At 62.6% G+C, this 20,454-nt stretch carries 26 protein-coding genes; 1 reads left to right on the plus strand and 25 read right to left on the minus strand.

The genetic code is table 11. The annotated features are described in order from the left end of the window. Position 1: 1 nt before the first annotated feature. The 23 genes from QP413_RS07820 to rplN all read right to left on the minus strand — a co-directional run bounded on the left by QP413_RS07820 (position 2) and on the right by rplN (position 16,534). Complete coding sequence (locus tag QP413_RS07820) at positions 2-817, minus strand: hypothetical protein (RefSeq protein WP_284781368.1); 816 nt, start codon at positions 815-817, stop codon at positions 2-4. Beyond that, complete coding sequence (locus tag QP413_RS07825; RefSeq protein ID WP_232620248.1) at positions 796-987, minus strand: hypothetical protein; 192 nt, start codon at positions 985-987, stop codon at positions 796-798. The genes QP413_RS07820 and QP413_RS07825 overlap by 22 nt, the downstream gene beginning before the upstream one ends. A gap of 125 nt (positions 988-1,112) precedes the next feature. Continuing rightward, complete coding sequence (truA, locus tag QP413_RS07830; RefSeq protein ID WP_284781369.1) at positions 1,113-2,081, minus strand: tRNA pseudouridine(38-40) synthase TruA; 969 nt, start codon at positions 2,079-2,081, stop codon at positions 1,113-1,115. Positions 2,082-2,312: 231 nt separating this feature from the next. Then, positions 2,313-2,783, minus strand: a complete 471-nt coding sequence (gene rplQ / locus QP413_RS07835) for a 50S ribosomal protein L17 (protein ID WP_070761540.1) — start codon at positions 2,781-2,783, stop codon at positions 2,313-2,315. 46 nt (positions 2,784-2,829) lie between these two features. Beyond that, a complete protein-coding gene (locus QP413_RS07840) occupies positions 2,830-3,843 on the minus strand; it encodes a DNA-directed RNA polymerase subunit alpha (protein ID WP_284781370.1) in 1,014 nt (337 codons plus the stop codon). 113 nt (positions 3,844-3,956) lie between these two features. Next, the gene (gene rpsD, locus QP413_RS07845; RefSeq protein WP_012359613.1) at positions 3,957-4,562 is read right to left on the minus strand and encodes a 30S ribosomal protein S4; all 606 of its coding nucleotides are present in this window, start codon (positions 4,560-4,562) and stop codon (positions 3,957-3,959) included. Between the two features lie 25 nt (positions 4,563-4,587). Beyond that, positions 4,588-4,995 (minus strand): 30S ribosomal protein S11, encoded by a 408-nt coding sequence (gene rpsK, locus QP413_RS07850; protein ID WP_070761542.1) that lies wholly within the window; start codon positions 4,993-4,995, stop codon positions 4,588-4,590. Continuing rightward, positions 4,995-5,363, minus strand: coding sequence for a 30S ribosomal protein S13 (gene rpsM, locus QP413_RS07855; RefSeq protein ID WP_012359611.1), 369 nt, complete (start codon positions 5,361-5,363; stop codon positions 4,995-4,997). Before rpsM ends, rpsK begins: the two co-directional genes overlap by 1 nt. Before the next feature lie 241 nt (positions 5,364-5,604). After that, positions 5,605-5,823: a translation initiation factor IF-1 gene (gene infA, locus QP413_RS07860; protein WP_018018723.1), complete on the minus strand. Its 219-nt coding sequence runs from the start codon at positions 5,821-5,823 to the stop codon at positions 5,605-5,607. Positions 5,824-6,000: 177 nt separating this feature from the next. Next, positions 6,001-6,795 carry a type I methionyl aminopeptidase gene (map, locus tag QP413_RS07865; RefSeq protein ID WP_284781371.1) on the minus strand — a complete coding sequence of 265 codons (795 nt, stop codon included), beginning with the start codon at positions 6,793-6,795 and terminating at the stop codon, positions 6,001-6,003. Positions 6,796-6,952: 157 nt separating this feature from the next. Beyond that, on the minus strand, positions 6,953-7,498 hold the full coding sequence (locus tag QP413_RS07870) for an adenylate kinase (RefSeq protein ID WP_070761544.1): 546 nt from the start codon (positions 7,496-7,498) through the stop codon (positions 6,953-6,955). After that, complete coding sequence (secY, locus tag QP413_RS07875) at positions 7,495-8,829, minus strand: preprotein translocase subunit SecY (protein ID WP_070761545.1); 1,335 nt, start codon at positions 8,827-8,829, stop codon at positions 7,495-7,497. Before secY ends, QP413_RS07870 begins: the two co-directional genes overlap by 4 nt. A gap of 370 nt (positions 8,830-9,199) precedes the next feature. Next, positions 9,200-9,646, minus strand: coding sequence for a 50S ribosomal protein L15 (gene rplO, locus QP413_RS07880; RefSeq protein ID WP_012359606.1), 447 nt, complete (start codon positions 9,644-9,646; stop codon positions 9,200-9,202). Positions 9,647-9,648: 2 nt separating this feature from the next. Beyond that, entirely contained in the window at positions 9,649-9,834 is a 186-nt protein-coding gene (gene rpmD / locus QP413_RS07885) for a 50S ribosomal protein L30 (RefSeq protein WP_012359605.1), read from the minus strand. 3 nt (positions 9,835-9,837) lie between these two features. Then, the gene (gene rpsE, locus QP413_RS07890) at positions 9,838-10,479 is read right to left on the minus strand and encodes a 30S ribosomal protein S5 (protein WP_148792170.1); all 642 of its coding nucleotides are present in this window, start codon (positions 10,477-10,479) and stop codon (positions 9,838-9,840) included. 40 nt (positions 10,480-10,519) lie between these two features. Next, positions 10,520-10,930, minus strand: coding sequence for a 50S ribosomal protein L18 (rplR, locus tag QP413_RS07895; RefSeq protein ID WP_012359603.1), 411 nt, complete (start codon positions 10,928-10,930; stop codon positions 10,520-10,522). Continuing rightward, positions 10,930-11,466, minus strand: coding sequence for a 50S ribosomal protein L6 (gene rplF / locus QP413_RS07900; protein ID WP_070758302.1), 537 nt, complete (start codon positions 11,464-11,466; stop codon positions 10,930-10,932). Before rplF ends, rplR begins: the two co-directional genes overlap by 1 nt. Positions 11,467-11,484: 18 nt before the next feature. Further along, positions 11,485-11,892 carry a 30S ribosomal protein S8 gene (gene rpsH / locus QP413_RS07905; RefSeq protein WP_012359601.1) on the minus strand — a complete coding sequence of 136 codons (408 nt, stop codon included), beginning with the start codon at positions 11,890-11,892 and terminating at the stop codon, positions 11,485-11,487. 422 nt (positions 11,893-12,314) lie between these two features. Further along, positions 12,315-14,378: a PhoX family phosphatase gene (locus QP413_RS07910; RefSeq protein WP_284781378.1), complete on the minus strand. Its 2,064-nt coding sequence runs from the start codon at positions 14,376-14,378 to the stop codon at positions 12,315-12,317. Positions 14,379-14,560: 182 nt separating this feature from the next. Further along, positions 14,561-15,049: a hypothetical protein gene (locus tag QP413_RS07915; protein WP_284781372.1), complete on the minus strand. Its 489-nt coding sequence runs from the start codon at positions 15,047-15,049 to the stop codon at positions 14,561-14,563. Positions 15,050-15,266: 217 nt separating this feature from the next. Further along, the gene (rplE, locus tag QP413_RS07920) at positions 15,267-15,848 is read right to left on the minus strand and encodes a 50S ribosomal protein L5 (RefSeq protein ID WP_012359598.1); all 582 of its coding nucleotides are present in this window, start codon (positions 15,846-15,848) and stop codon (positions 15,267-15,269) included. A gap of 2 nt (positions 15,849-15,850) precedes the next feature. Continuing rightward, positions 15,851-16,162, minus strand: a complete 312-nt coding sequence (rplX, locus tag QP413_RS07925) for a 50S ribosomal protein L24 (protein WP_012359597.1) — start codon at positions 16,160-16,162, stop codon at positions 15,851-15,853. Then, positions 16,163-16,534 (minus strand): 50S ribosomal protein L14, encoded by a 372-nt coding sequence (rplN, locus tag QP413_RS07930; protein WP_070758299.1) that lies wholly within the window; start codon positions 16,532-16,534, stop codon positions 16,163-16,165. A 485-nt stretch (positions 16,535-17,019) separates the two neighbouring features. Here rplN and QP413_RS07935 point away from each other — a divergent pair, with 485 nt between their 5' ends. After that, entirely contained in the window at positions 17,020-17,424 is a 405-nt protein-coding gene (locus QP413_RS07935) for a hypothetical protein (protein ID WP_284781373.1), read from the plus strand. Between the two features lie 176 nt (positions 17,425-17,600). Here QP413_RS07935 and QP413_RS07940 read toward each other — a convergent pair whose 3' ends face one another. Then, on the minus strand, positions 17,601-18,974 hold the full coding sequence (locus QP413_RS07940; protein WP_284781374.1) for an MFS transporter: 1,374 nt from the start codon (positions 18,972-18,974) through the stop codon (positions 17,601-17,603). Between the two features lie 44 nt (positions 18,975-19,018). Beyond that, positions 19,019-20,254, minus strand: coding sequence for an MFS transporter (locus tag QP413_RS07945; RefSeq protein ID WP_284781375.1), 1,236 nt, complete (start codon positions 20,252-20,254; stop codon positions 19,019-19,021). Between the last annotated feature and the right edge of the window lie 200 nt (positions 20,255-20,454).

Here is a 20,454-nt window from a genome sequence, read left to right on the forward strand (position 1 = left end):
GCTAACCGCGAACAATCTTGGATTTCTTTCCCGGAGGGCACTCCCAGCCCACGGGGCTAGGCATACCGAGATCATCCACCAAAACTCGAAGAGCAGCGTCGGGACAATCCCGCACAGCCGCAGCTGTCTGAATCTTCCGCCACTTCAGTCGCGCTTCAGCCAGCCGATCTTCCCAGTCTTTTTTCCTCGGAACTTTCAGCTTGAATTCTTGCCGCAGGGCTTCCAATACATCTTCCAGGCATGGACGGAACCTGTGACCACCCGTAGGAAAGTGAAACCTCGACAAGGAGGGATACGTCTCGATGAAGTTTTTAACCTTTTTATCGTTACTGGGGTTGAGCTTCCTATGCAGCCCCAGAAGATGAGTCATCTCATCCCGATGGGCATGAACATGGATATGAGAACTGGGGTAGCTCGACTTCCGTCGGTCGTATTCGACTCGAAATAGGGGCTCGCCATTTGCTTTATCTCGGGGATAAACCGCAAACGACGACCGCTCAACCGCCAAGAAGGACTTCGTTGAGTCCCACGAGCATCTGAACTCGATCCTTAACCCCAAAATCGCGTGTTCATTCAAGCGGAGCGGAATAATCCCTGCTTCCTCGTCGTGTTGTGCCAGCCGGATGGAGACGGCGCCTGGCTCCATCACTTCGGTCGAAAACTTGAAGTCTCGACCCGTGAAGGCTCTGACAGAATCCCGCAGGTCATCAACAAACTCATGTACCAGAGTGTCGAGTTTTTCGATTGTTTCCCCCTCCCTCGAAGCATCCCCCTGCTTCGTCCTTTTCGCGTGCGCTACTCCAGGCCCAGTAGCCACCGCAGCTCGGAGATACGCTCCCACTTCGCGAACTCTCGCGGGGTCAGGTTGTAGCTATAGGCACGGCTTTCGAACTCTGCGAGGTCTCCGCCCACAGAACGCTCCAGTTCAGCCAGCTCCTTCTCAGCAGCATCCTTGGAGAGTGGTTCCAACAGTGGTGCAGACATCATGCCCTCCCTTCAATACCGATAGCCTCCACCATCAGTATGCCCTCATTTGGCCGGAAAAGATAGGCAGAAAGCCACCCAGGCACAGCCGCCGTCAAACTCATCCACAGCCCGGGTCCTACAGCCCCCTACAGCTCCCGCACCGCCCGCGTCTCCGCCGCTCGCGCCGCCAGCTCCTCCGGTGCCGGGTAATCCACGCCCACCAGGTTCAACCCCTCCGCCGGCGCCACCGGGACCTGCGAACTGCGCTCATCCATCTCCAGCAGCTCGGCGGTGAAGCCCTCCGGCCGTTTACCCTCCCCCACCGTCAGGCATGCCCCCACGATGGAGCGCACCATCGACCAACAAAACGCATCCGCCACCACGTGCGCCTCATAAGTCTGTGGCTCCGAGGGCGTGGACACGTCCTTCCAGGTGAACTCCTGCAGCTCCCGGATCGTCGTCGCCCCCTCGCGGGCCTTGCAGTAGGCGGCGAAGTTATTCAGCCCCACCAGCGCATCCGCCGCGATCTGCACCTTATCCAGGTCCACGGGCCTGCGCCACCGGGCGGTATCCCGCACCCGCCGTGGCAGTGGCCCGCCCGGGGCTGTGCACACCCGGTACACGTAGTGCCGCCGCAGGGCAGAGAAGCGGGCGTCAAAGCCCTCCGGGGCAGCCACCGCCGCGTTCAGGCGAATATCCTCCGGCAGCATCCGGGAGAGCCGCCGCACCAGATGCTCCGGCCGCGCCAGGCTCCGCTGAGTAAAAGCCTCCGCCGGGATATCCGCGTGGCAGACTTGCCCATCGGCGTGCACGCCAGCATCCGTCCGCCCCGCCACCGTCAGCTCAATCGGAGTGCGGCACACCAGCGAGAGTTTCTCCTCCAGCACGCCCTGCACGGTCCGCAAGCCGCCCTTCTGGGCCGCCCAGCCGTGGAAATCCGTCCCGTCGTAGGAGACGTCCATCCGCACCCGAACGGTCTCCCCTCCACCGTCCGCGGCGTCCGTCACGACGTCACCCACCGCACCGTTAGCAGCGACGTCGCCATCCGCCCCCGTCACCGTCGTCCCGGTCCCGGTCGTCGCAGTCTCCGCCGCCCCAGTTTCCGTTGAACTCATGCCCCAAACCTACCCGGCAGGCTCGTTGCCACCGAAACCACGCCACCAACGTGTGCTCCCCTCCAGGGCTCCTCCCCAACCCGGCTCACCGCACCAGCCAAGCAACCCCAGCCACCGAAACCCCACCAATAGCAAAAGCCGGGCACCACGCTCGTGCGTAGTACCCGGCTTACCGGCAGGCCCTACAGAACCCGCCGGCTGAAGAGATTGAAGGATCACCTCAGCGGAGAATTACTTCTCCTCTGCGGCCTCGTCCTTCTCCTCAGCTGCCTCAGCAGCCTTCTTCTCCTCGGCCTTCTTGGATGCAGCAGCGCGGGTTGCGCGCTCTGCCTCCTTGGAGGCCAGCTCCTCGGTCACCAGGGAGATCTGGGACATCGGAGCGTTGTCGCCCTTGCGGTTCTCCAGCTTGATGATGCGGGTGTAACCGCCCTCACGGCCTTCGAACTTCGGGGCCAGCTCGGTGAACAGGTGGGACACGACGTCCTTGTTCGGGATGAGCTTCAGAACGTTGCGACGATCAGCCAGGGTGCCGTTCTTGGCCTTGGTGATGATCTTCTCAGCGTAGGGACGCAGGAGCTTCGCCTTGGCGTCCGTGGTCTTGATTGCGCCGTTCTCGAACAGCTGGGCTGCGAGATTGGACAGGATCTTCTTCTGGTGGGAAGCAGATCCGCCCAGACGGGCGCCCTTCTTAGGGGTTGGCATGTCTTCTCCTCGAGTGGGTTAAAAGCTTTGAGCGCTTAAGTGCGATTTACTCCGCGATGTCTTCGCCCTCGGTCTCGACCCACTCACCGGTCTCGGCGTCGTAGCCTTCGATGTCGGAGAGGTCGAAACCTTCTGGGGAGTCCTTGAGTGCCAGGCCCAAGCCAGCCAGCTTGACCTTGACCTCGTTGATGGACTTCTGGCCGAAGTTCCGGATGTCCAGCAGATCGGACTCGGTGCGAGCAGCCAGCTCACCAACGGTGTGGATCTCTTCCCGCTTCAGGCAGTTGTAGCTGCGCACGGAGAAGTCCAGGTCCTCGATCGGCATGTTGTATGCGGCGATGTGCTCGGATTCCTGGGGGGACGGGCCGATTTCGATGCCCTCCGCCTCGGTGTTGAGCTCCTGTGCCAGGCCGAAGAGTTCGACCAGGGTCTTGCCGGCGGACGCCATGGCGTCGCGCGCGGACATGGAGCTCTTGGTCTCCACGTCGAGGATCAGCTTGTCGAAGTCCGTGCGCTGCTCGACACGGGTTGCCTCGACCTTGTAGCTGACCTTCAGGACCGGGGAGTAGATCTGGTCGACTGGGATGCGACCGATCTCGTCGGTGGAGGTGGCGGATGGGACGTAGCCACGGCCGCGCTCAACGACCAGCTCGATATCCAGCTTGCCCTGCTCATTGAGGGTGGCGATGTGCAGGTCCTTATTGTGGACCTCCACGCCTGCTGGGGTCTCGATGTCTGCGCCGGTGACCGCTCCTGGGCCTTCCTTGCGCAGGTACATGGTGACCGGCTCATCGAAGTCGCTCGACAGGACGAGGGACTTGATGTTCAGGATGATGTCGGAGACATCCTCCTTCACGCCCGGGACGGTGGTGAACTCGTGGAGCACACCATCGATCCGCAGGGAGGTCACGGCTGCACCTGGGATGGAGGACAGCAGGGTGCGGCGCAGGGAGTTGCCGAGGGTGTAGCCGAAGCCCGGCTCAAGCGGCTCGATGACGAACCGGGAGCGGGAGTCGTCGATGAACTCCTCGGACAGCTCTGGACGCTGGGAAATCAGCATGTGTTACTTCTCCTTGTCGGCGACCGCTATTTGACGCCGGTAGCAGGATTGCCGTGCACCGTGGTGGTAGACGGCGGGGAGTAAATGTCTGTTTTTCAGATCGGTGTCGTGGACTACTTGGAGTAGTACTCGACGATGAGCTGCTCCTGCAGCGGGATGTCGATCTGAGCGCGCTCGGGCAGCTGGTGCACGAGGATGCGCAGGGTGGACGGAACGACCTGCAGCCACGCCGGAACGTTGGCGTCGACCAGGTTGTCCTGTGCCTCGTCGAACCACAGCATGGAGCGGGAACGATCGCGGACATCGATGATGTCGTACTGGGAGACACGGAAGGACGGAACGTTGATCTTCTTGCCGTTCACGGTGAAGTGACCGTGGGAGACCAGCTGACGTGCCTGGCGACGGGTGCGTGCCAGACCAGCGCGGTAGATCACGTTGTCGAGGCGAGCCTCCAGCAGGATGACCAGGTTGTCACCGGTCTTGCCCGGCATTGCGTTGGCCTCTGCGTAGTAACGGCGGAACTGCTTCTCCATGACGCCGTAGGTGAAGCGAGCCTTCTGCTTCTCCTGCAGCTGGATCAGGTACTCCGACTCCTTGATGCGAGCGCGGCCAGCCTGACCCGGTGGGTACGGGCGGCGCTCGAAGGAACGGTCGCCACCGACGAGGTCGACGCGGAGGCGACGGGACTTACGGGTAACTGGGCCGGTATAACGAGCCATTGTTTATCCCTTAACCTTTCTTTTCTTAGACGCGACGACGCTTCGGTGGGCGGCAGCCGTTGTGCGGCTGTGGGGTGACGTCGGCGATGGTGCCGACCTCAAGCCCAGCGGTGGACAGGGAGCGGATTGCGGTCTCGCGACCAGAGCCCGGTCCCTTGACGAAAACGTCGACCTTCTTCATGCCGTGCTCCATTGCCTTGCGGGCAGCGGACTCGGCGGCCATCTGTGCGGCGAAAGGCGTGGACTTGCGGGACCCCTTGAAGCCAACCTGGCCGGAGGATGCCCACGAGATGACGTGGCCCTTCGGGTCCGTGATGGACACGATGGTGTTGTTGAAGGTGGACTTGATGTACGCGTGACCCTGGGTCACGTTCTTCTTGACTACGCGACGGCCGCGGCGGGCGCGCGTAGCGGTGCTCTTCGGTGCAGCCATTACTTCTTCTTTCCTGCGATCGTCTTCTTCGGGCCCTTACGGGTACGAGCGTTGGTCTTGGTGCGCTGGCCACGGACTGGCAGGCCACGGCGGTGGCGCAGTCCCTGGTAGGAACCAATTTCGATCTTGCGACGGATGTCGGCCTGGATTTCGCGGCGGAGGTCACCCTCAACCTTCCAGTTGTTCTCGATCACGTCACGCAGAGCTGCGAGCTGCTCGTCGCTAAGGTCCTTGGAACGCAGGTCCGGGGAGATGCCGGTCTTTTCCAGCAGCTCCTTGGATCGGGCTGGGCCGATTCCGAAGATGTAGGTCAGTGCGACCTCCATGCGCTTTTCGCGTGGCAGGTCTACACCAGCAAGGCGTGCCATATGGCATTATCCTTCCGGTTTTACGGCGGTTTTCTCCGTACTCATCCCGGTGGTCTACTTCCTTCTTTTGACGACGTCACCCGCGATGGGGCGGGGTCGTGTTCAAGAGGTTCAGCAGCGGGCTCCGGCCGCCGCGGCCAGAGGTAGGCAACCTCACCCACATGGCCACGTGTTGCGCGGCCGTGCCGCATGTGACCATGGGCGGGTGAGATTTGGATGCACGAAGGCTGACAGAGTTTTTTTACTTGTAGCGGTAGACGATACGACCACGGGAGAGGTCGTATGGAGAAAGCTCGACTACAACGCGATCCTCAGGAAGGATGCGGATGTAGTGCTGGCGCATCTTGCCAGAGATGTGTGCGAGCACCTTGTGCCCGTTATCCAGCTCGACTCGGAACATTGCATTCGGCAGGGGCTCGACGATGCGGCCCTCAACCTCAATGGCACCTTCTTTGGCCATATCCTCCACATTTCCCCGATGAACATGCTGGTCATCGGCTATTTGTGCGTGTATCGCTACGATGGTGCGGTCTGCTTGGCTCCCCGTTTTTGGGGTGCGTCACCTGCACCATCGGTCTATCGTACACGTGACCTGGGGCTTTAACAACTGCAGGCCAGGGCGGAGGAGGCCGGTGGATTAGTGGCGCGGAGTGAGGATGCGCGGGCCACCGGCGGTGGCGGCGACGGTGTGCTCCCAGTGGGAGGAGTAGCTGCCGTCCACGGTGACCACTCCCCAATCGTCGTCGAGGACGGCGGTGTCGATGGTGCCGAGCGAGAGCATCGGCTCGATCGCGAGCACGGAGCCCTCCTGGATGACCGGACCGCGGCCCGGGCGCCCCTCGTTGGCGAGGTACGGGTCCTCGTGCATGCTGCGGCCGATGCCGTGCCCGCCGTAGCCGTCGATGATGTGCAGTGGCACGCCGAACTTCTCCTCGGCCTTGCGGGTCGCGAGTTCGAGGGCGTGGGAGATATCCGTGAGGTGGTTGCCCGGGCGCATCGCCTTCAGGCCCTCCATGAGGACCCACTCGGTGGCCTGGTTGAGCAGCTCGTGTTCGCGGGCGATCTCGCCAATGCCGAAGGTCCAGGCGGAGTCCCCTACCCAGCCGTCGAGGATCGCACCGCAGTCGATGGAGACGAGGTCGCCTTCCTTCAGGACGACGTCCGCCGCCGGGATGCCGTGGACGACCATGTCGTTGACGGAGCTGCAGATGGAGCCCGGGAAGCCCTGGTAGCCGAGGAAGGCTGGGGTTGCACCGGCGTCACGGATGGTGGCCTCGGCGATCTCGTCGAGGTCGAGGGTGCTCACCCCTGGCTTCGCGGCGGCCTTCACGGCCTGCAGTGTTCGGCCGACGACCTCGCCTGCGGCCTGCATGGCGTCCAGTTCCGCGGGTGTCTTCGCGGCGATCTTCTTGCTCTTCTTTCGGAAAGCCACCGAAAGCCTCCTTGTTCTTGTGTTCTTGTAGCCCGGATTGGTGGGCCAAAAGTTAAACCCGCCCACCGGTGACGTCCGGAAGATGGGCGGGAAAAGGCGGACCGTTGGGCCCTACCAGGATCGGCGCCGCGCATGCGGGCGGCGGCTAATCCCGGTTTTACTTGTCCAGGGCGGACAGGGTGGTCTCGGAGATGTCCTCGACGGAGCCTTCGGCATCGATGTTGAGGATGCGGCCCTGGTAGTAGTCGATCAGCGGTGCGGTCTCCTCGCGGTAGACCTGCAGGCGGGTGCGGATCGTGGACTCGTTGTCGTCGTTACGGCCACGGGAGAGCATGCGCTCGACCACGACGTCCTCGGAGACCTGGTAGTTGATCACCGCGTCCAGCTTCAGGTCCTTATCCTTGAGCATCTCCTCGAGCAGGTCGGCCTGCTCGATGGTGCGCGGGAAACCGTCCAGCAGGAAGCCGTTGGCGGCGTCGCCCTCGTCGAGGCGGGCACGAACCATGTTCGCGGTGACCTCGGTCGGGACCAGCTTGCCGGCGTCCATGTACTCCTGAGCCTGCTTGCCAAGCTCGGTGCCCTGGGAGATGTTCGCGCGGAACAGGTCACCCGTGGAGATGTGCGGGATGTTCAGTGCGTCGGAGAGCAGCTGGGCCTGGGTGCCCTTGCCGGCACCGGGAGGGCCGAGGAGAACTAGTCTCATTTGAGGAATCCTTCGTAGTTAGCTTGCATCATTTGCGATTCGATCTGCTTGACCGTGGTCAGGGCCACGGACACGAGAATCAGAACCGCGGTACCACCGAACGGCATGCCGCCGCCGGAGGCCTGGGACGTGTCCACTCCCAAGTTAATGAGGATGTTGGGCAACACCGCAATGATACCCAAGTACAGGGAGCCCACGACCAGAAGGCGGTTCATGACGTAGCCGAGGTACTCGGCGGTCGGGCGACCCGGGCGGATACCCGGGATGAAGCCACCGTACTTCTTCATGTTGTCCGCCTGGTCGTACGGGTCGTACTGGACGGAGACGTAGAAGAAGGAGAAGAAGATGATCAGCGCGAGGTAGACCAGGATGTACTGCCATGCCGCGGGGTTCTGCAGCACGGACATGACGTTGCGGTTCCACCAGTTGTTCGCGACGTCCTCGCCGGCAGCAGCGCCGGACTGGATGATCTGGGTGATCAGGATAGGGACGGTCAGCAGGGAGGACGCGAAGATCACCGGGATCACGCCGGCCTGGTTGACCTTGAGTGGCAGGTAGGTGGAGGTCTCGCCGTACTGTCGGCGGCCGATCATGCGCTTGGCGTACTGCACCGGGATGCGGCGCTGGCCCTGCTCGACGAAGACCACGCCGACGATGAGCAGCAGCATGCCGAAGACCACCGCACCGAAGATGAAGCCACCGGAGTTGGAGAGGATGGACACACCCTCCCCCGGCAGGGTGGTTGCAATACCCGCCATGATGAGCAGGGACATGCCGTTGCCCACGCCGCGGTCGGTGATGAGCTCGCCGAGCCACATCACGAGAACAGCGCCGGAGGTCATGATGAGGACCATGACGATCAGGCCGAAGATGCCGACCTCGTCCTTGAGGACCGGGATGCCCTGGCCGAGCAGCTGCTCGCGGTCCGCCAGGGCGACGATGCCCGCGGACTGCAGCAGGGCCAGCGCGACGGTGAGATAACGGGTGTATTCCGTCATCTTCGCCTGGCCGGTCTGGCCCTCCTTCTTCAGCTGTTCGAACTTCGGGATCACCACGGTGAGCAGCTGCACGATGATCGACGCCGTAATGTACGGCATGATGCCGATCGCGAAGATCGACAGCTGCAGCAGCGCGCCGCCGGAGAAGAGGTTGATCAGCGAGTAGACCGCGGAGGATTCGGTGAGCTCCGAGATCTGCTTGGTGATGTTTGCGTAGTCGACGCCCGGCGTTGGGATCTGCGAGCCGATGCGGTACAGGATGATCATCGCAAGAGTGAAAAGGATCTTCTTGCGGAGATCAACGTTTTTGAACGCCCCGGTGATGGCGGACAAACTGGCCTCCTGTGTTGGTGGGCCCGCGCCGTGGTGGCCGCGCGAGTTATCGCAGGGCCGATGCCGCAGAGCGTGCGCCTTGGAATTGAAGTCTCTAGTAGCAAAGTAGCAGCCGGTGCGGACACGGTTTTCTTTGCCACGCTGCCGGTTGCTTATTATGCCACCCCTAGGCGGCCACTGAGTGAGAGGCGCCTAGGCAGATAACCAAACTAGAGTAACAGTTTGGCTACTGGTTTAGAAAGTCTTCGGCCTGCTAGGCGCGCAGGTCACAGAAAGCAGAAGACCCCGCCGGTGCGTGATGCACCATGCGGGGTCTTGCTGCGACGCTACCGGGAGGGGAAAGCCCCTCGCCGGGTGGCGTTGATCAGGCTTAAGCCTCCGTGACGGAGCCACCTGCCTTCTCGATCTTCTCCTTAGCGGAGCCCGAGAACTTCTGTGCGGTGACGTTCAGCTTGACGCTGATCTCGCCGTTGCCCAGAACCTTGACCGGCTGCTTAGCGCGGACCAGGCCAGCTGCGACGAGGTCGGCAACTGCGACGTCGCCGCCGTTCGGGAAGGCCTTCTCGAGGTCGGAGACGTTCACGACCTGGAAGATGACCTTGTTGTTGTTCTTGAATCCCTTGAGCTTCGGCAGACGCATCTGCAGTGGCATCTGGCCACCCTCAAAGTATGCAGGAACCTTGTTGCGGGCCTTGGTGCCCTTCGTACCACGACCAGCGGTCTTACCCTTGGATGCTTCACCACGACCGACGCGGGTCTTGGCCTTGTTTGCACCCTTGGCCGGACGGAGGTCGTGGAGCTTGATTGGATCGCTCATTTTTACTCCCCTGCCACTTCTTCGACCTCGACCAGGTGGCGAACGGTGTGGACCATGCCGCGGGTGACAGAGTTGTCCTCGCGGATGACCTCCTGACCGATGCGCTTCAGGCCGAGGGAACGCAGCGTGTCACGCTGGTTCTGCTTCCTACCAACAGTGCCCTTGATCTGACGGATCTTCAGTGCCATGGGTTATGCCCCCTGTCCTGCAGCACGGGCGCGCAGCATGGCTGCCGGAGCAACCTCTTCGAGGCTCTTGCCACGACGTGCGGCGACCTCTTCTGGGCGCACGAGCTCCTTCAGGCCGGCCACCGTTGCGTGAACAACGTTGATGGCGTTCGGCGAGCCGAGCGACTTGCAGAGAATGTCCTGGATGCCAGCGCACTCCAGCACCGGGCGGGCTGCGCCACCGGCGATAACACCGGTACCTGGGGCAGCCGGACGCAGCATGACGACGCCTGCTGCGGCCTCGCCCTGCACCGGGTGGGTGATGGTGCCGTTGATCATCGGGACGCGGAAGAAGTTCTTGCGAGCTTCCTCGGCACCCTTCTGGATAGCAGCCGGGACTTCCTTGGCCTTGCCGTAGCCGACACCGACCATACCCTGGCCGTCACCCACGATCACCAGAGCGGTGAAGCTGAAGCGACGACCACCCTTGACGACCTTGGACACACGGTTGATGGTGACGACGCGCTCGATGTACTGGTTGCGCTCGTCCTGCTGGTTGTTGCGACGATCGTTACGGCCACCGCGGTCGTTGCGGCCGCCGCGCTCGTTGCGATCGTTGCGGTTGTTATCGGCGGAGCGTCCGCCGTTACGGTCACGTTCCGACATCACGCGTTCCTTCCGTTGGAGTTCATGGTGTTGGTGATCATTAGAACTTCAGACCACCTTCGCGGGCGGCGTCTGCCAGAGCGGCGACGCGGCCGTGGTACTGGTAGCCAGCGCGGTCGAAGACGACTGCCTCAATGCCAGCTTCCTTCGCACGCTGTGCGATCAGTTCGCCAACCTTGGCGCCACGTGCCTTCTTGTCGCCCTCGACTCCACGGACCTCTGCTTCGAGGGTGGACGCAGCACACAGGGTGTGACCGACGGTGTCGTCGATGATCTGTGCGTGCATGTGGCGAGAAGAACGGTGCACGACGAGACGCGGGGTCTCTGGGGTGCCCTGGATGGTCTTGCGGATGCGGTTGTGACGGCGGGAGCGCGCAACGCGACGGCGAGTGGAGATGTCCTTGCCCAGCGGAAGGCGCTTGCCAGCCTTGTTGGAATCGTTGTTGCTCATTACTTACCCGTCTTTCCGACCTTGCGACGGACCTGCTCGCCCTCGTAGCGGATGCCCTTACCCTTGTATGGGTCATCCTTACGCAGGCCACGAATGTTGGCGGCGATCTGTCCGACCTTCTGCTTGTCGATGCCAGAGATGGAGAACTTGGTGTTTCCGTCCACGGCGAAGGTGATACCTTCGTCAGCCTTGATCAGGATTGGGTGGGAGTAGCCCAGGGAGAACTCGAGGTCCTTGCCCTTGAGCTGCACACGGTAACCAACGCCGAAGATCTCCATCTTCGTGGTGTACCCCTCGGTCACGCCAACAACCATGTTGTTGACGAGGGAGCGGGAAAGGCCGTGCAGGGAGCGGTTCTTGCGGTGATCGTCCGGGCGGGAGACGATGATCTCGTCGCCTTCCTGTGCCACTGCGATCGGCGCTGGGATGTCAGTGTTGAGGGTGCCCTTTGGGCCCTTGACCTCAACGTTCTGACCGTTGATGGTGACGGTGACGCCAGAAGGGACGGACACCGGAGCGAAGCCGATACGAGACATGCTTGGTTCCTCCTTCTATTACCAGACGTAGGCGAGCACTTCGCCGCCGACGCCCTTGTTCGAGGCCTCACGGTCAGTCAGCAGGCCGTGGGACGTGGAGATGATTGCCACGCCCAGGCCACCGAGAACCTTTGGCAGATTGGTGGACTTGGTGTACACACGCAGGCCTGGCTTGGAGACGCGGCGGACACCGGCGAGTGCGCGCTCGCGGGTCGGGCCGTACTTGAGGGTGATCTCAAGCTCCTTGCCTGCCTTGCCATCCTTGCGGTCGTTGACGGCAAAGTCTTCGATGTAGCCTTCCTGCTTCAGGATCTCAGCAATGTGAGCCTTGAGCTTGGAGGAAGGCATCGTGACGCTGTCGTGGAACGCGTTGGAAGCGTTCCGCACGCGGGACAACATGTCCGCGATCGGGTCAGTCATGGTCATGGTTTAGGTGACCTTTACCTTTCTCGTTGCGGTTCCCGTTCCCACCCTTTTCGCGTGCACCGCGTCTCGCTGGCGACTAACGCACTTCCAAGCCCAATAGCTTGGGGCGCTCGCTACCAAGATGTGTCCGCGGCCGCTATGGGCAGGGGGCCTACAACAAAGTGGATGTTTTCTTACTAGCTCTTGTTGACTGTGTGAGCAGATCTGCGCACGTCAAGTGTGCTGTGGGCACACTTTTCCCGCAACAAGACTCAACAAGCTTAGCAACCTGCGTATTTATTGCCAAGCCGGCGTCTGTTGGCCCCGCTAGTATCCATCCGACCGTCCTGCTCTCCGGCTGGAGAACTAACGCCAAAGCCGCGGCGCCGATATACCGGTCGCCGCGGCCATCCCCCCTAGGGCTTTCCGCTGGGCTCTTTCTGCTAGGCCTCGATGCCGATCTTCTTACCGTCACGGCGCCAGACCACAGCCACGGCCGGGCGCGGGATGGAGTTGCCGCCATCCGGCCAGTGGGAAGCGGGCTTTTCGAAGGTGGCGTCGTCGTCCTCGCCTGGGTGCTGGACGTTCACCATGACTCGCTCATCGGTGACAATCGGACCACAGGTCTCCGCAGCCACCGGAACGGTGAGGAAGCAGCGGGTCTCGCCGCGGTTCTCGCCCTTCAGGCCGACCGCGTACAGGCCGTCGTTGCTGTCCAGGGCGTTGCCGTCGGTGGAGATCCACAGGTTGCCGTGGGAGTCGAAGGCCAGGTTATCCGGGCAGGAGATTGGGGAAACCTTGGATTTATCGAAGCCGCCGAAGTAAGTCTCGGCTTCCTCCGGGTCGCCACAGACCAGCAGCAGGTTCCAGGTGAACTTCTCCCCCGCGTGCTCGTCGTCGATCTCCATGACCAGGCCGTTCTTGTTCTCCTTGATCGGAGCGTATTCCTTCGGGTCTTCCTGGTTCTTCTCGGCGTTCTCGCCGGTCGCACCGCGGTACTTGTTATTGGTCAGGGAGACGTAGAGCAGGCCGGTGTGCGGGTTAGCCTCGAAGTCCTCCGGGCGGTCCATCTTGGTCGCACCCACCTTGTCTGCAGCCATGCGGGTGTAGACGGCGACCTCCTCCGGGGTGAAGCCCTCGACGTGGGACTCCGCACCGTCCGCGGTGACGGTCAGCAGCTTCTTCCACTGGCCGGTGCCGTCGAACTTGCCATCCTCTGGCAGCTCGCCGTCGCCGGTGATCTCCTTGTCCGGGGAGTTGCCCTTCAGGGTGGCGACGTAGAGAGTGCCCTCGTCGAGGATGGTCATGTTGTGCTTCATGTCCCCCTCCTTGATCTTCTTGGAGGAGACGAACTTGTAGATGTACTCGAAGCGGGCGTCGTCGCCGGAGTAGCAGACGACGGTGCCGTCGTCGGTGACGTAGATGTTGCCGGCCTCGTGCTTGAAGCGGCCCATGGAGGTGTGCTTGACCGGGGTGGAGTACGGGTCGGTCGGGTCGACCTCGACCATCCATCCGAAGCGGTGGAACTCGTTGGGTTCCTTGGAGAGGTCGAAGCGGTCGTGGAGGCGCTCCCACTTGCGCTCGGAGGCTCCCTCTGGCGGGTCGAAGCGCTTGATGTCTTCCTTGGCCTTGCCCTCGACCTGGGCCTTGTCGGCGTTGGCCCAGTACTGCTCGAAGTTCTCCTCGCCGGAGAGGAAGGTGCCCCACGGGGTGATGCCGCCGGAGCAGTTGTTCAGGGTGCCGCGGACCTTCTTGCCGGTCGGGTCAGCCTTGGTCTTGACCAGTTCGTGGCCGGCGGCCACGCCGCGCATCTCGAAGATGGTTTCGCCGGTGATGCGGCGGTTCAGCGGGCCGAATTCGCGCTTGAGCTCGCCGGTCTTGCCGACCTTGGAGACCTCGAGGATGGTGTGGCCGTGGTTGGCCAGGCCGATGTTGATCTGCTCGTCGGTGGGGTTCTCCGCATCGTAGCGCGGGAACATGTGTGGCTCGGTGGTGTACTCGTGGGAGCACACGTACAGCAGGCGGTTCGGGTCCTTCGGGTGTTCCAGCAGGCCCGCGAAGTCGTTGTTGAAGCCGAACTGGCGCTCCGCGGCCTTGGCGGTCTGCTTGTACGGGTCGAACTTCGGGGCGTCCGGGAAGATCGGGTCACCCCAGGCGATCAGGACGCCGGAGGCGTAGCCCTCGGGAACCACGAGCTCGTCCTTCTCATTGGCAGCCACTGGCTCGAACTGCATGCCCTTGAGCGGGCCGGGGGCTTTGCCGCCCTCCGACGAGCCCGCGGACTGGGCGGTGCTGCCGTCTGCGCAGGCCGCCAGTGCACTTCCGCCGCCGACCGTCAGCGCCGCCAGGCCAGCACCCCGCAGCACGCTGCGGCGGGAGATGTCCCCGAAGTATGGGTTCGAGGAGGTGTTTGAGCACTCTCCGAAGCAGGCGTTACCGCACTTGTAGGTACAGGTGCGGGACGAGCGACGAGATTGGAACAGCAGGTTCATGCCCTTGATTGCCACGTAATTGTCCTTCTTCTTGTGGGTCTTGCGAAGAACAAGATAGGCAAGCGAGGTAACCCGCAAGGGAGGCCAGAGTGAATCCGGCGTTAATTGTCTGTCCCCCCCCCTGGCGTGGCACCCCTTGGTTTACCCCCTACTGGTTCAACCTCCCCGGAGTGCGCAACGCCAGAACCTGCGCGGGGTTAGTTGTCGGCCTTGAGCGCCCGCTTTTCGGCGCGCTTCTCGGCCTTCTTGATCTTCCGCTTCGTGGCGAACTTATTGGCACCGTCGGCGGCATCCATGGCGACGAGCCCGGCGCCGATCGCCACGAGGAAGACGTTGGAGGAAAGCTGCAGGCCCTCCTCGGTGGGGCGGATGCCGTCCTCGTGGGTCATGTTGGGGTTGCGGAAGTACATGGAGAGCAGGCCGGCACCGAAGGTGGTCAGGGCCGCGCCGGCGAGCTTGTTGGAGACGAAGGGCGCGAGCAGGGCGCCGCCGACCGCGAGTTCTGCCCCGCCGAGGATATTGGCGAATTGATCGCTGGGCAGCTTCTTCAGGGCAGGCACGCCAGAGGCGGCGAACTGCTGAAGACCGGCGGACTTGGCTGGCTCGGCGCCGAACTTCTCGATGGCAGAGTTGACGATGTAGGCGCCCGGGACGGAACGCAGGATTGCGCTAGGCAGGAAAGACATTTTTGCTCCTTTGCTGTTCTTCGCACCTCCGGCACGGAAACACCGGGATGCTGATAAATACAGAATGGTCCCCAGCCTAGCGACGAAACCCCACCCCTGTCGATGACGTATCACCTTATTTTCCGTGCGCGTCGTCCCCGCACCCGCTCCCCTCCATAGCAAAAGCGCCCCACCGTTGCCGGTGGAGCGCTTTCACACAGCTACAGAAGACTAGAAACTAGTCAGCCTGCTGCATCTTGCCGTCCTTGTCCTTGAACGGGAAGCCGAGGCGGCGCAGCAGCGCGCGGCCCTCTTCGTCGTTCGTGGCAGTGGTGACGACGGTGATGTTCATACCGCGCGGACGGTCCATCTTGTCCACGTCGATCTCGTAGAACATGGTCTGCTCGGAGAGGCCGAAGGTGTAGTTGCCGTGGCCGTCGAACTGGCGGTCGGAGAGGCCGCGGAAGTCACGAATACGCGGCAGTGCGATCGTGAGCAGGCGGTCCAGGAACTCCCACATGCGGTCGCCACGCAGGGTGACGCGGGCGCCGATCGGCATGCCCTCGCGCAGCTTGAAGTTAGCGATTGCCTTCTTCGCGGTGCGGACCTGCGGCTTCTGGCCGGTGATTGCGGTCAGGTCAGCGATTGCGCCGTTGATCATCTTGGAGTCACGTGCAGCGTCGCCGACGCCCATGTTGACGACAACCTTGGTCACGCCTGGGATCTGCATGACGTTGTCGAAGTTGAACTCAGCCTGCAGCTTTTCCCGGATTTCCTCACGGTACTGAGCCTTCAGACGAGGAGTGTAGTTGTCGCTCATCCTTAGATGTCCTTCCCGTTGCGCTTGGATACGCGGATCTTCTTGCCGTCTTCGAAGCGGTAACCAATGCGGGTCGGGTTGCCGTCGGAGTCGATGACCATCACGTTGGAGACGTGGATCGGTGCCTCCTGGGTCACGATGCCGCCGGACTCTGCGCCACGCTCAGGGGCGGAGTTGGCTACGTGCTTCTTGATGCGGTTGACGCCCTCGACAAGAACCTTGTCGCGCTTCGGGTAAGCCTCGATGACCTTGCCCTTAGCACCCTTGTCCGGGCCGGAGATAACAATGACGGTATCGCCCTTGCGGATCTTCATTTACAGCACCTCCGGAGCAAGAGAAACGATCTTCATGAACTTCTTCTCGCGAAGCTCACGAGCGACTGGGCCGAAGATACGGGTACCACGTGGGTCGTTATCGTTGGCCTTGATGATGACGGCTGCGTTCTCGTCGAAAGAGATGTAGGAACCGTCTGGGCGGCGGGTTGGCTTCTTGGTACGGACGATGACTGCACGCACGATTTCGTTTTCCTTGACGGTGCCGCCTGGGGCTGCTTCCTTGACGGTTGCAACCACGACATCGCCAATGCCAGCGCTGCGCTTGACGGAGCCGCCGAGCACGCGGATGACCAGGATTTCCCGGGCACCCGAGTTGTCAGCTACTCGCACGCGCGATTCTTGCTGAAGCACTTTAGAGTCTCCTAGAACCTAGTAGTTGGTGTGCGCGGGATTTCCGACCCTCACGCACGCGGTCCTTGCCTCGGTTGTGCGCGCACGACAAAGCGTGCCCGCGCGAGGCAACCTGCACATTATGGCACAGGCTGGCTGGCCTCCCAAATCTTGGCCGTCGAGGTGCTATGGCTTCAGCCAAACCCCAGAGCGATGGATTGTGAATTTCCGCACATTGTGCGCGCTTTTAGACCCATTTTTCGCGCGCGGGCTGGGGCTTTACCCGCGACCTGCACGAAAAGCTGGAAAGAAATAAAAATAGTGGTTGTTTTTTATCATCTTTCGCTTATACTTTGCTGCGTACGCGCTGGACGTGGTCGAAAATTTTTCGCCGGGTTCGTGGCAGCACCGGGGAGCCGGTGGTGCATGAGGATTCAGCGCCGGATCGTTCTCACACTTCATTGACACAATCGGTCCTCGACATCAGGGGCCGGGAAGGATTCTTCGTGAAGAAGACCATCATCGCACTCGCAGCTGCTTCCTCCGTCGCTCTGTCCCACGGCGTCGCCGTCGCCCAGGAGCCGATCAAGGACGACAAGGTTGCCGCCGCTGAGCAGAACGCTAATGGCTCCTCCAAGAAGCAGGGCGGCGAGAAGCCTTCCGCTAAGGGGTCCGCTGACAACTTCTTCGGCTGGAGCAACGGCAAGAACAAGCCACTGAAGAACAAGAACGGCGAAGTCATTACCGATGCCGAGGGCAACATCCGCTACGAGGAGCCGACCTCCTCCTGGGACAAGTTCAAGGATGTCGCTGCTGTCATCGCTGGCGTTGTCACCCTGTTGGGTTCCATCTCCGCTCTCTTCGCGAACATCGAGAAGATCGCCAAGCAGTTCTCCAACTTCGGCAAGTAATACTGCCGCTCTGCCCGGCTAGCAAGCCGGCCTGAGCCCCAGCGGGACCCGAGGATCACCCTCGGGCCCCGCTTTTTCTTGTCTTTCCCACTGGACTCCCACTCCCCGCTATCTCCGCTTCCCTCCCCGCTTCGCCATGGCGCGCAGCTATCGTGGGGAGCAGACTTGCCAGCCCCCTACAGCGCAGAGACCGAGCTCGGCTTGCGCAGCGTCTCCCTACCGAAGCACCACGCCACCACCGCGAGCCCCGCGACCACACCGCAGGCCAGGAAACCCGCGCGGAAGCCCGCCCACTGAATCAGCAGCCCCACGATGATGGGCCCCAGGATCGAGCCGGTGTCCTGCGCCATCTGGAAATTCGCGAGCACCCGGCCACCCGAACGCTCCGCACCGATCACATCCGCCAGCACCGCCTGCTGCGCCGGGTTGAACAGCCCGGCCCCCGCTCCCGCTAGCACGCTGAGCAGCAACAGCGACCACACGCGGTCCGAAAAGCCCAGCGCCGCCGTGAACGCACCATTGGCCAGCAGCCCAACCAGGATCAGCGGCTTGCGTCCCACTCGGTCAGCCGCGCGCCCGCTGAACTGCTGCACCACGGCATTGCCCGCAGCAAAAGTCGCCATCGCCAGCCCCGCATAAGCCGCACCGGATTCGAAGATCGCCGCCGCCAGCAGCGGTAGCGTCGCCACGCGCACGCCGAAGTTCAGCCACCCATTGGCGAAGCCACCAACCAGGGCGCTGCGATATGCGGAATCCGCGAAGGCCTCACGGAAACGCATCGGGGTGGTCGGCCGCCCACCCTCGGTGGGCCGCACCCCGACCGAGGCGGGCATGCGCCACCACACCACCAGGGCAGCCAGGAACACCGCCGCACCGTAGATCGCGAAGGGCGCGCGCATCCCCAGCACCGTCAGCAGCGCACCCAGCACCGGCCCCAGCACATTACCCAGCAGGAAGGCGGTGGCGTACAGGCTGGAGCAGCGGCCGCGGATCTCCGGTGGGGACAGGCGCACGATCAGCCCCATCGCGGAGACCGTGAACATCGTGGAACCAATACCGGCGACCGCGCGCAGCAGCAGGATATGCCAGTACTCCCCCACGAACGCGACCAGCCCGGTGGTCAATGCCACGATGAGCAGGCCCGAAAGATAGATCCGCCGCGAGCCCAGCCGATCCACCAGCCGCCCAGAGACCGGGGCGAAAGCCAAGCGAGAGAAAGCGAAGATACTGATGACCGCGCCAGCCGCCGCCACGCCCACGTTGAAGGACTGTGCGAACTGCGGCAGGATCGGCGCGATCAGCCCATAGCCCAGCGCGATGATGAACGCCGCGGCCACCAGCACCCAGATCGATTGCGGTACCGCTGGTTTCTCGGCTACCGCCGAGCTAGGCTTCTCGGCATTCGCCGAGCCCGGCGTGTCGTCAGCTCCCGCATCGGGCTTCTGTCCAGCCGCCGAGCTCGACTCCCCACCAGCCACCAGCGCTTGCGCGCCGTCGGCCTCCCCTCGTGCTCCTGCCCCCTGCGTTAACTCATCACCATCACGTGCCATATCAACTAACGCTAGCCCACCGCGTTGTGCAGCCAGGCGTCGGCTTAAGCCTCCGCATACCCCTGCTTCGCCTGCGGCCGCCGCCCGTGGACAAAGAAGTAGAACACCCCAGCCACCGCGACCAGCCCCGCGAGCAGCAGGTACATCGCCGAATACCCCGTCGCGCTGATCAGGGAGCCCAGGAAGATCGGCCCCAGGGCCACGCCCACATCAACCAGCAACATCAAGGTTGAGATGCCGGTGCCCAGCCGAGAGGCATCCACCAACCGCACCGCGATAGCCTGCGAAGCGGGCATCAGCGTCCCATAACCCAGACCGCTCAACACACCAGCAACGATCACCAGCGCGTCATTACCCGCCAGTGCCAGCACCACCAACGCCAGGATGAACATGGCCACGCCGAAGTACACCACCGCGTTATCGCCGCGCTCGTCCTGGATACGGCCCAGGAAGAAGCGGGAGATGAACATCGCGGCGGCATAAGCCAGGAAGAACACCGAGGCGCCCGTCTGCGTGCCCCGATCCTCCGAGTAGCTCATCAGGAACGTGATCACGCCCGAGTAGCTCACACCCACGATCAGCATGAACACACCGATCGGCACGACCCGACCGTCCGCAATATCCGAGGCGTGGAAGCTCGGACGTTCCCCTCCGCGGGCCTCTTCCGCTGCGGCGCGCTCCCCCGCCGTCATTCCCAGTAGGACGCCGAGAACCAGGCTGACCACCGCAACCGCGATCGTCGTCGTGAACAATGCGCGGTAGCTGAACTGACCGACCAGGAACAGCCCGAATGCCGGGCCCAGCGCCGTGGAGAGCGTATTACCCAGCGCGAAGAAGCCCGTGCCCTCCGCTCGGCGAGCCGGCGGGATCACGCGCTGGGCGGTCGTCATCACCGCCGTTGACGCGATCGCGTAGCTCAGGCCGTGCAGCATGCGCACCAGGATCAGCACCCAGAAGGAACCCTCAACCAGATAGCCCACGCTGCTGACCGCAACCACCGCCAGGGAGATCCACAGCACCCGCCGCCTGCCGAAGGCGTCCACGAGGTATCCGGAGAACAAGCGCGCCACCGTGGCACCGACGACGAAGGAGCTGGAGGCGAAACCCGCCGCCGCGTCCGAGGCGGCGAACTGTTTCACCGCGTAGAGGGCCATCGTCGTTACCAGGATGTAGAAGGCGAGGTACTGGGTGAAGTTAATGACCCACGCGAGCGCGAATGCAGGGGTGACCAGCTTGTCATCTGCTGGAGGCTGGGGTGTGGCTGTGGTGTTCTCCTTCAATTCCGGTATGGCCTCCTTCGGCGGTTGGGCGCGGTGATGCATCACTAAAAAAGACGGTTGTCCACGCTACGGGGTTAAGTAAAGAACAGTGTGTCCGAGAGTGTCCGATTGTTTGTGTGCGGAGGCTTGGTTTACAAGTAGTCCGCGAATCGGTCGGGGTATGCCACAGCTAGTTGGTTGATGGCTTGTTTCCACCCGGT

Origin of the sequence: Corynebacterium sp. UMB4614, assembly GCF_030217065.1 — a bacterium.
Taxonomy (GTDB): domain Bacteria; phylum Actinomycetota; class Actinomycetes; order Mycobacteriales; family Mycobacteriaceae; genus Corynebacterium.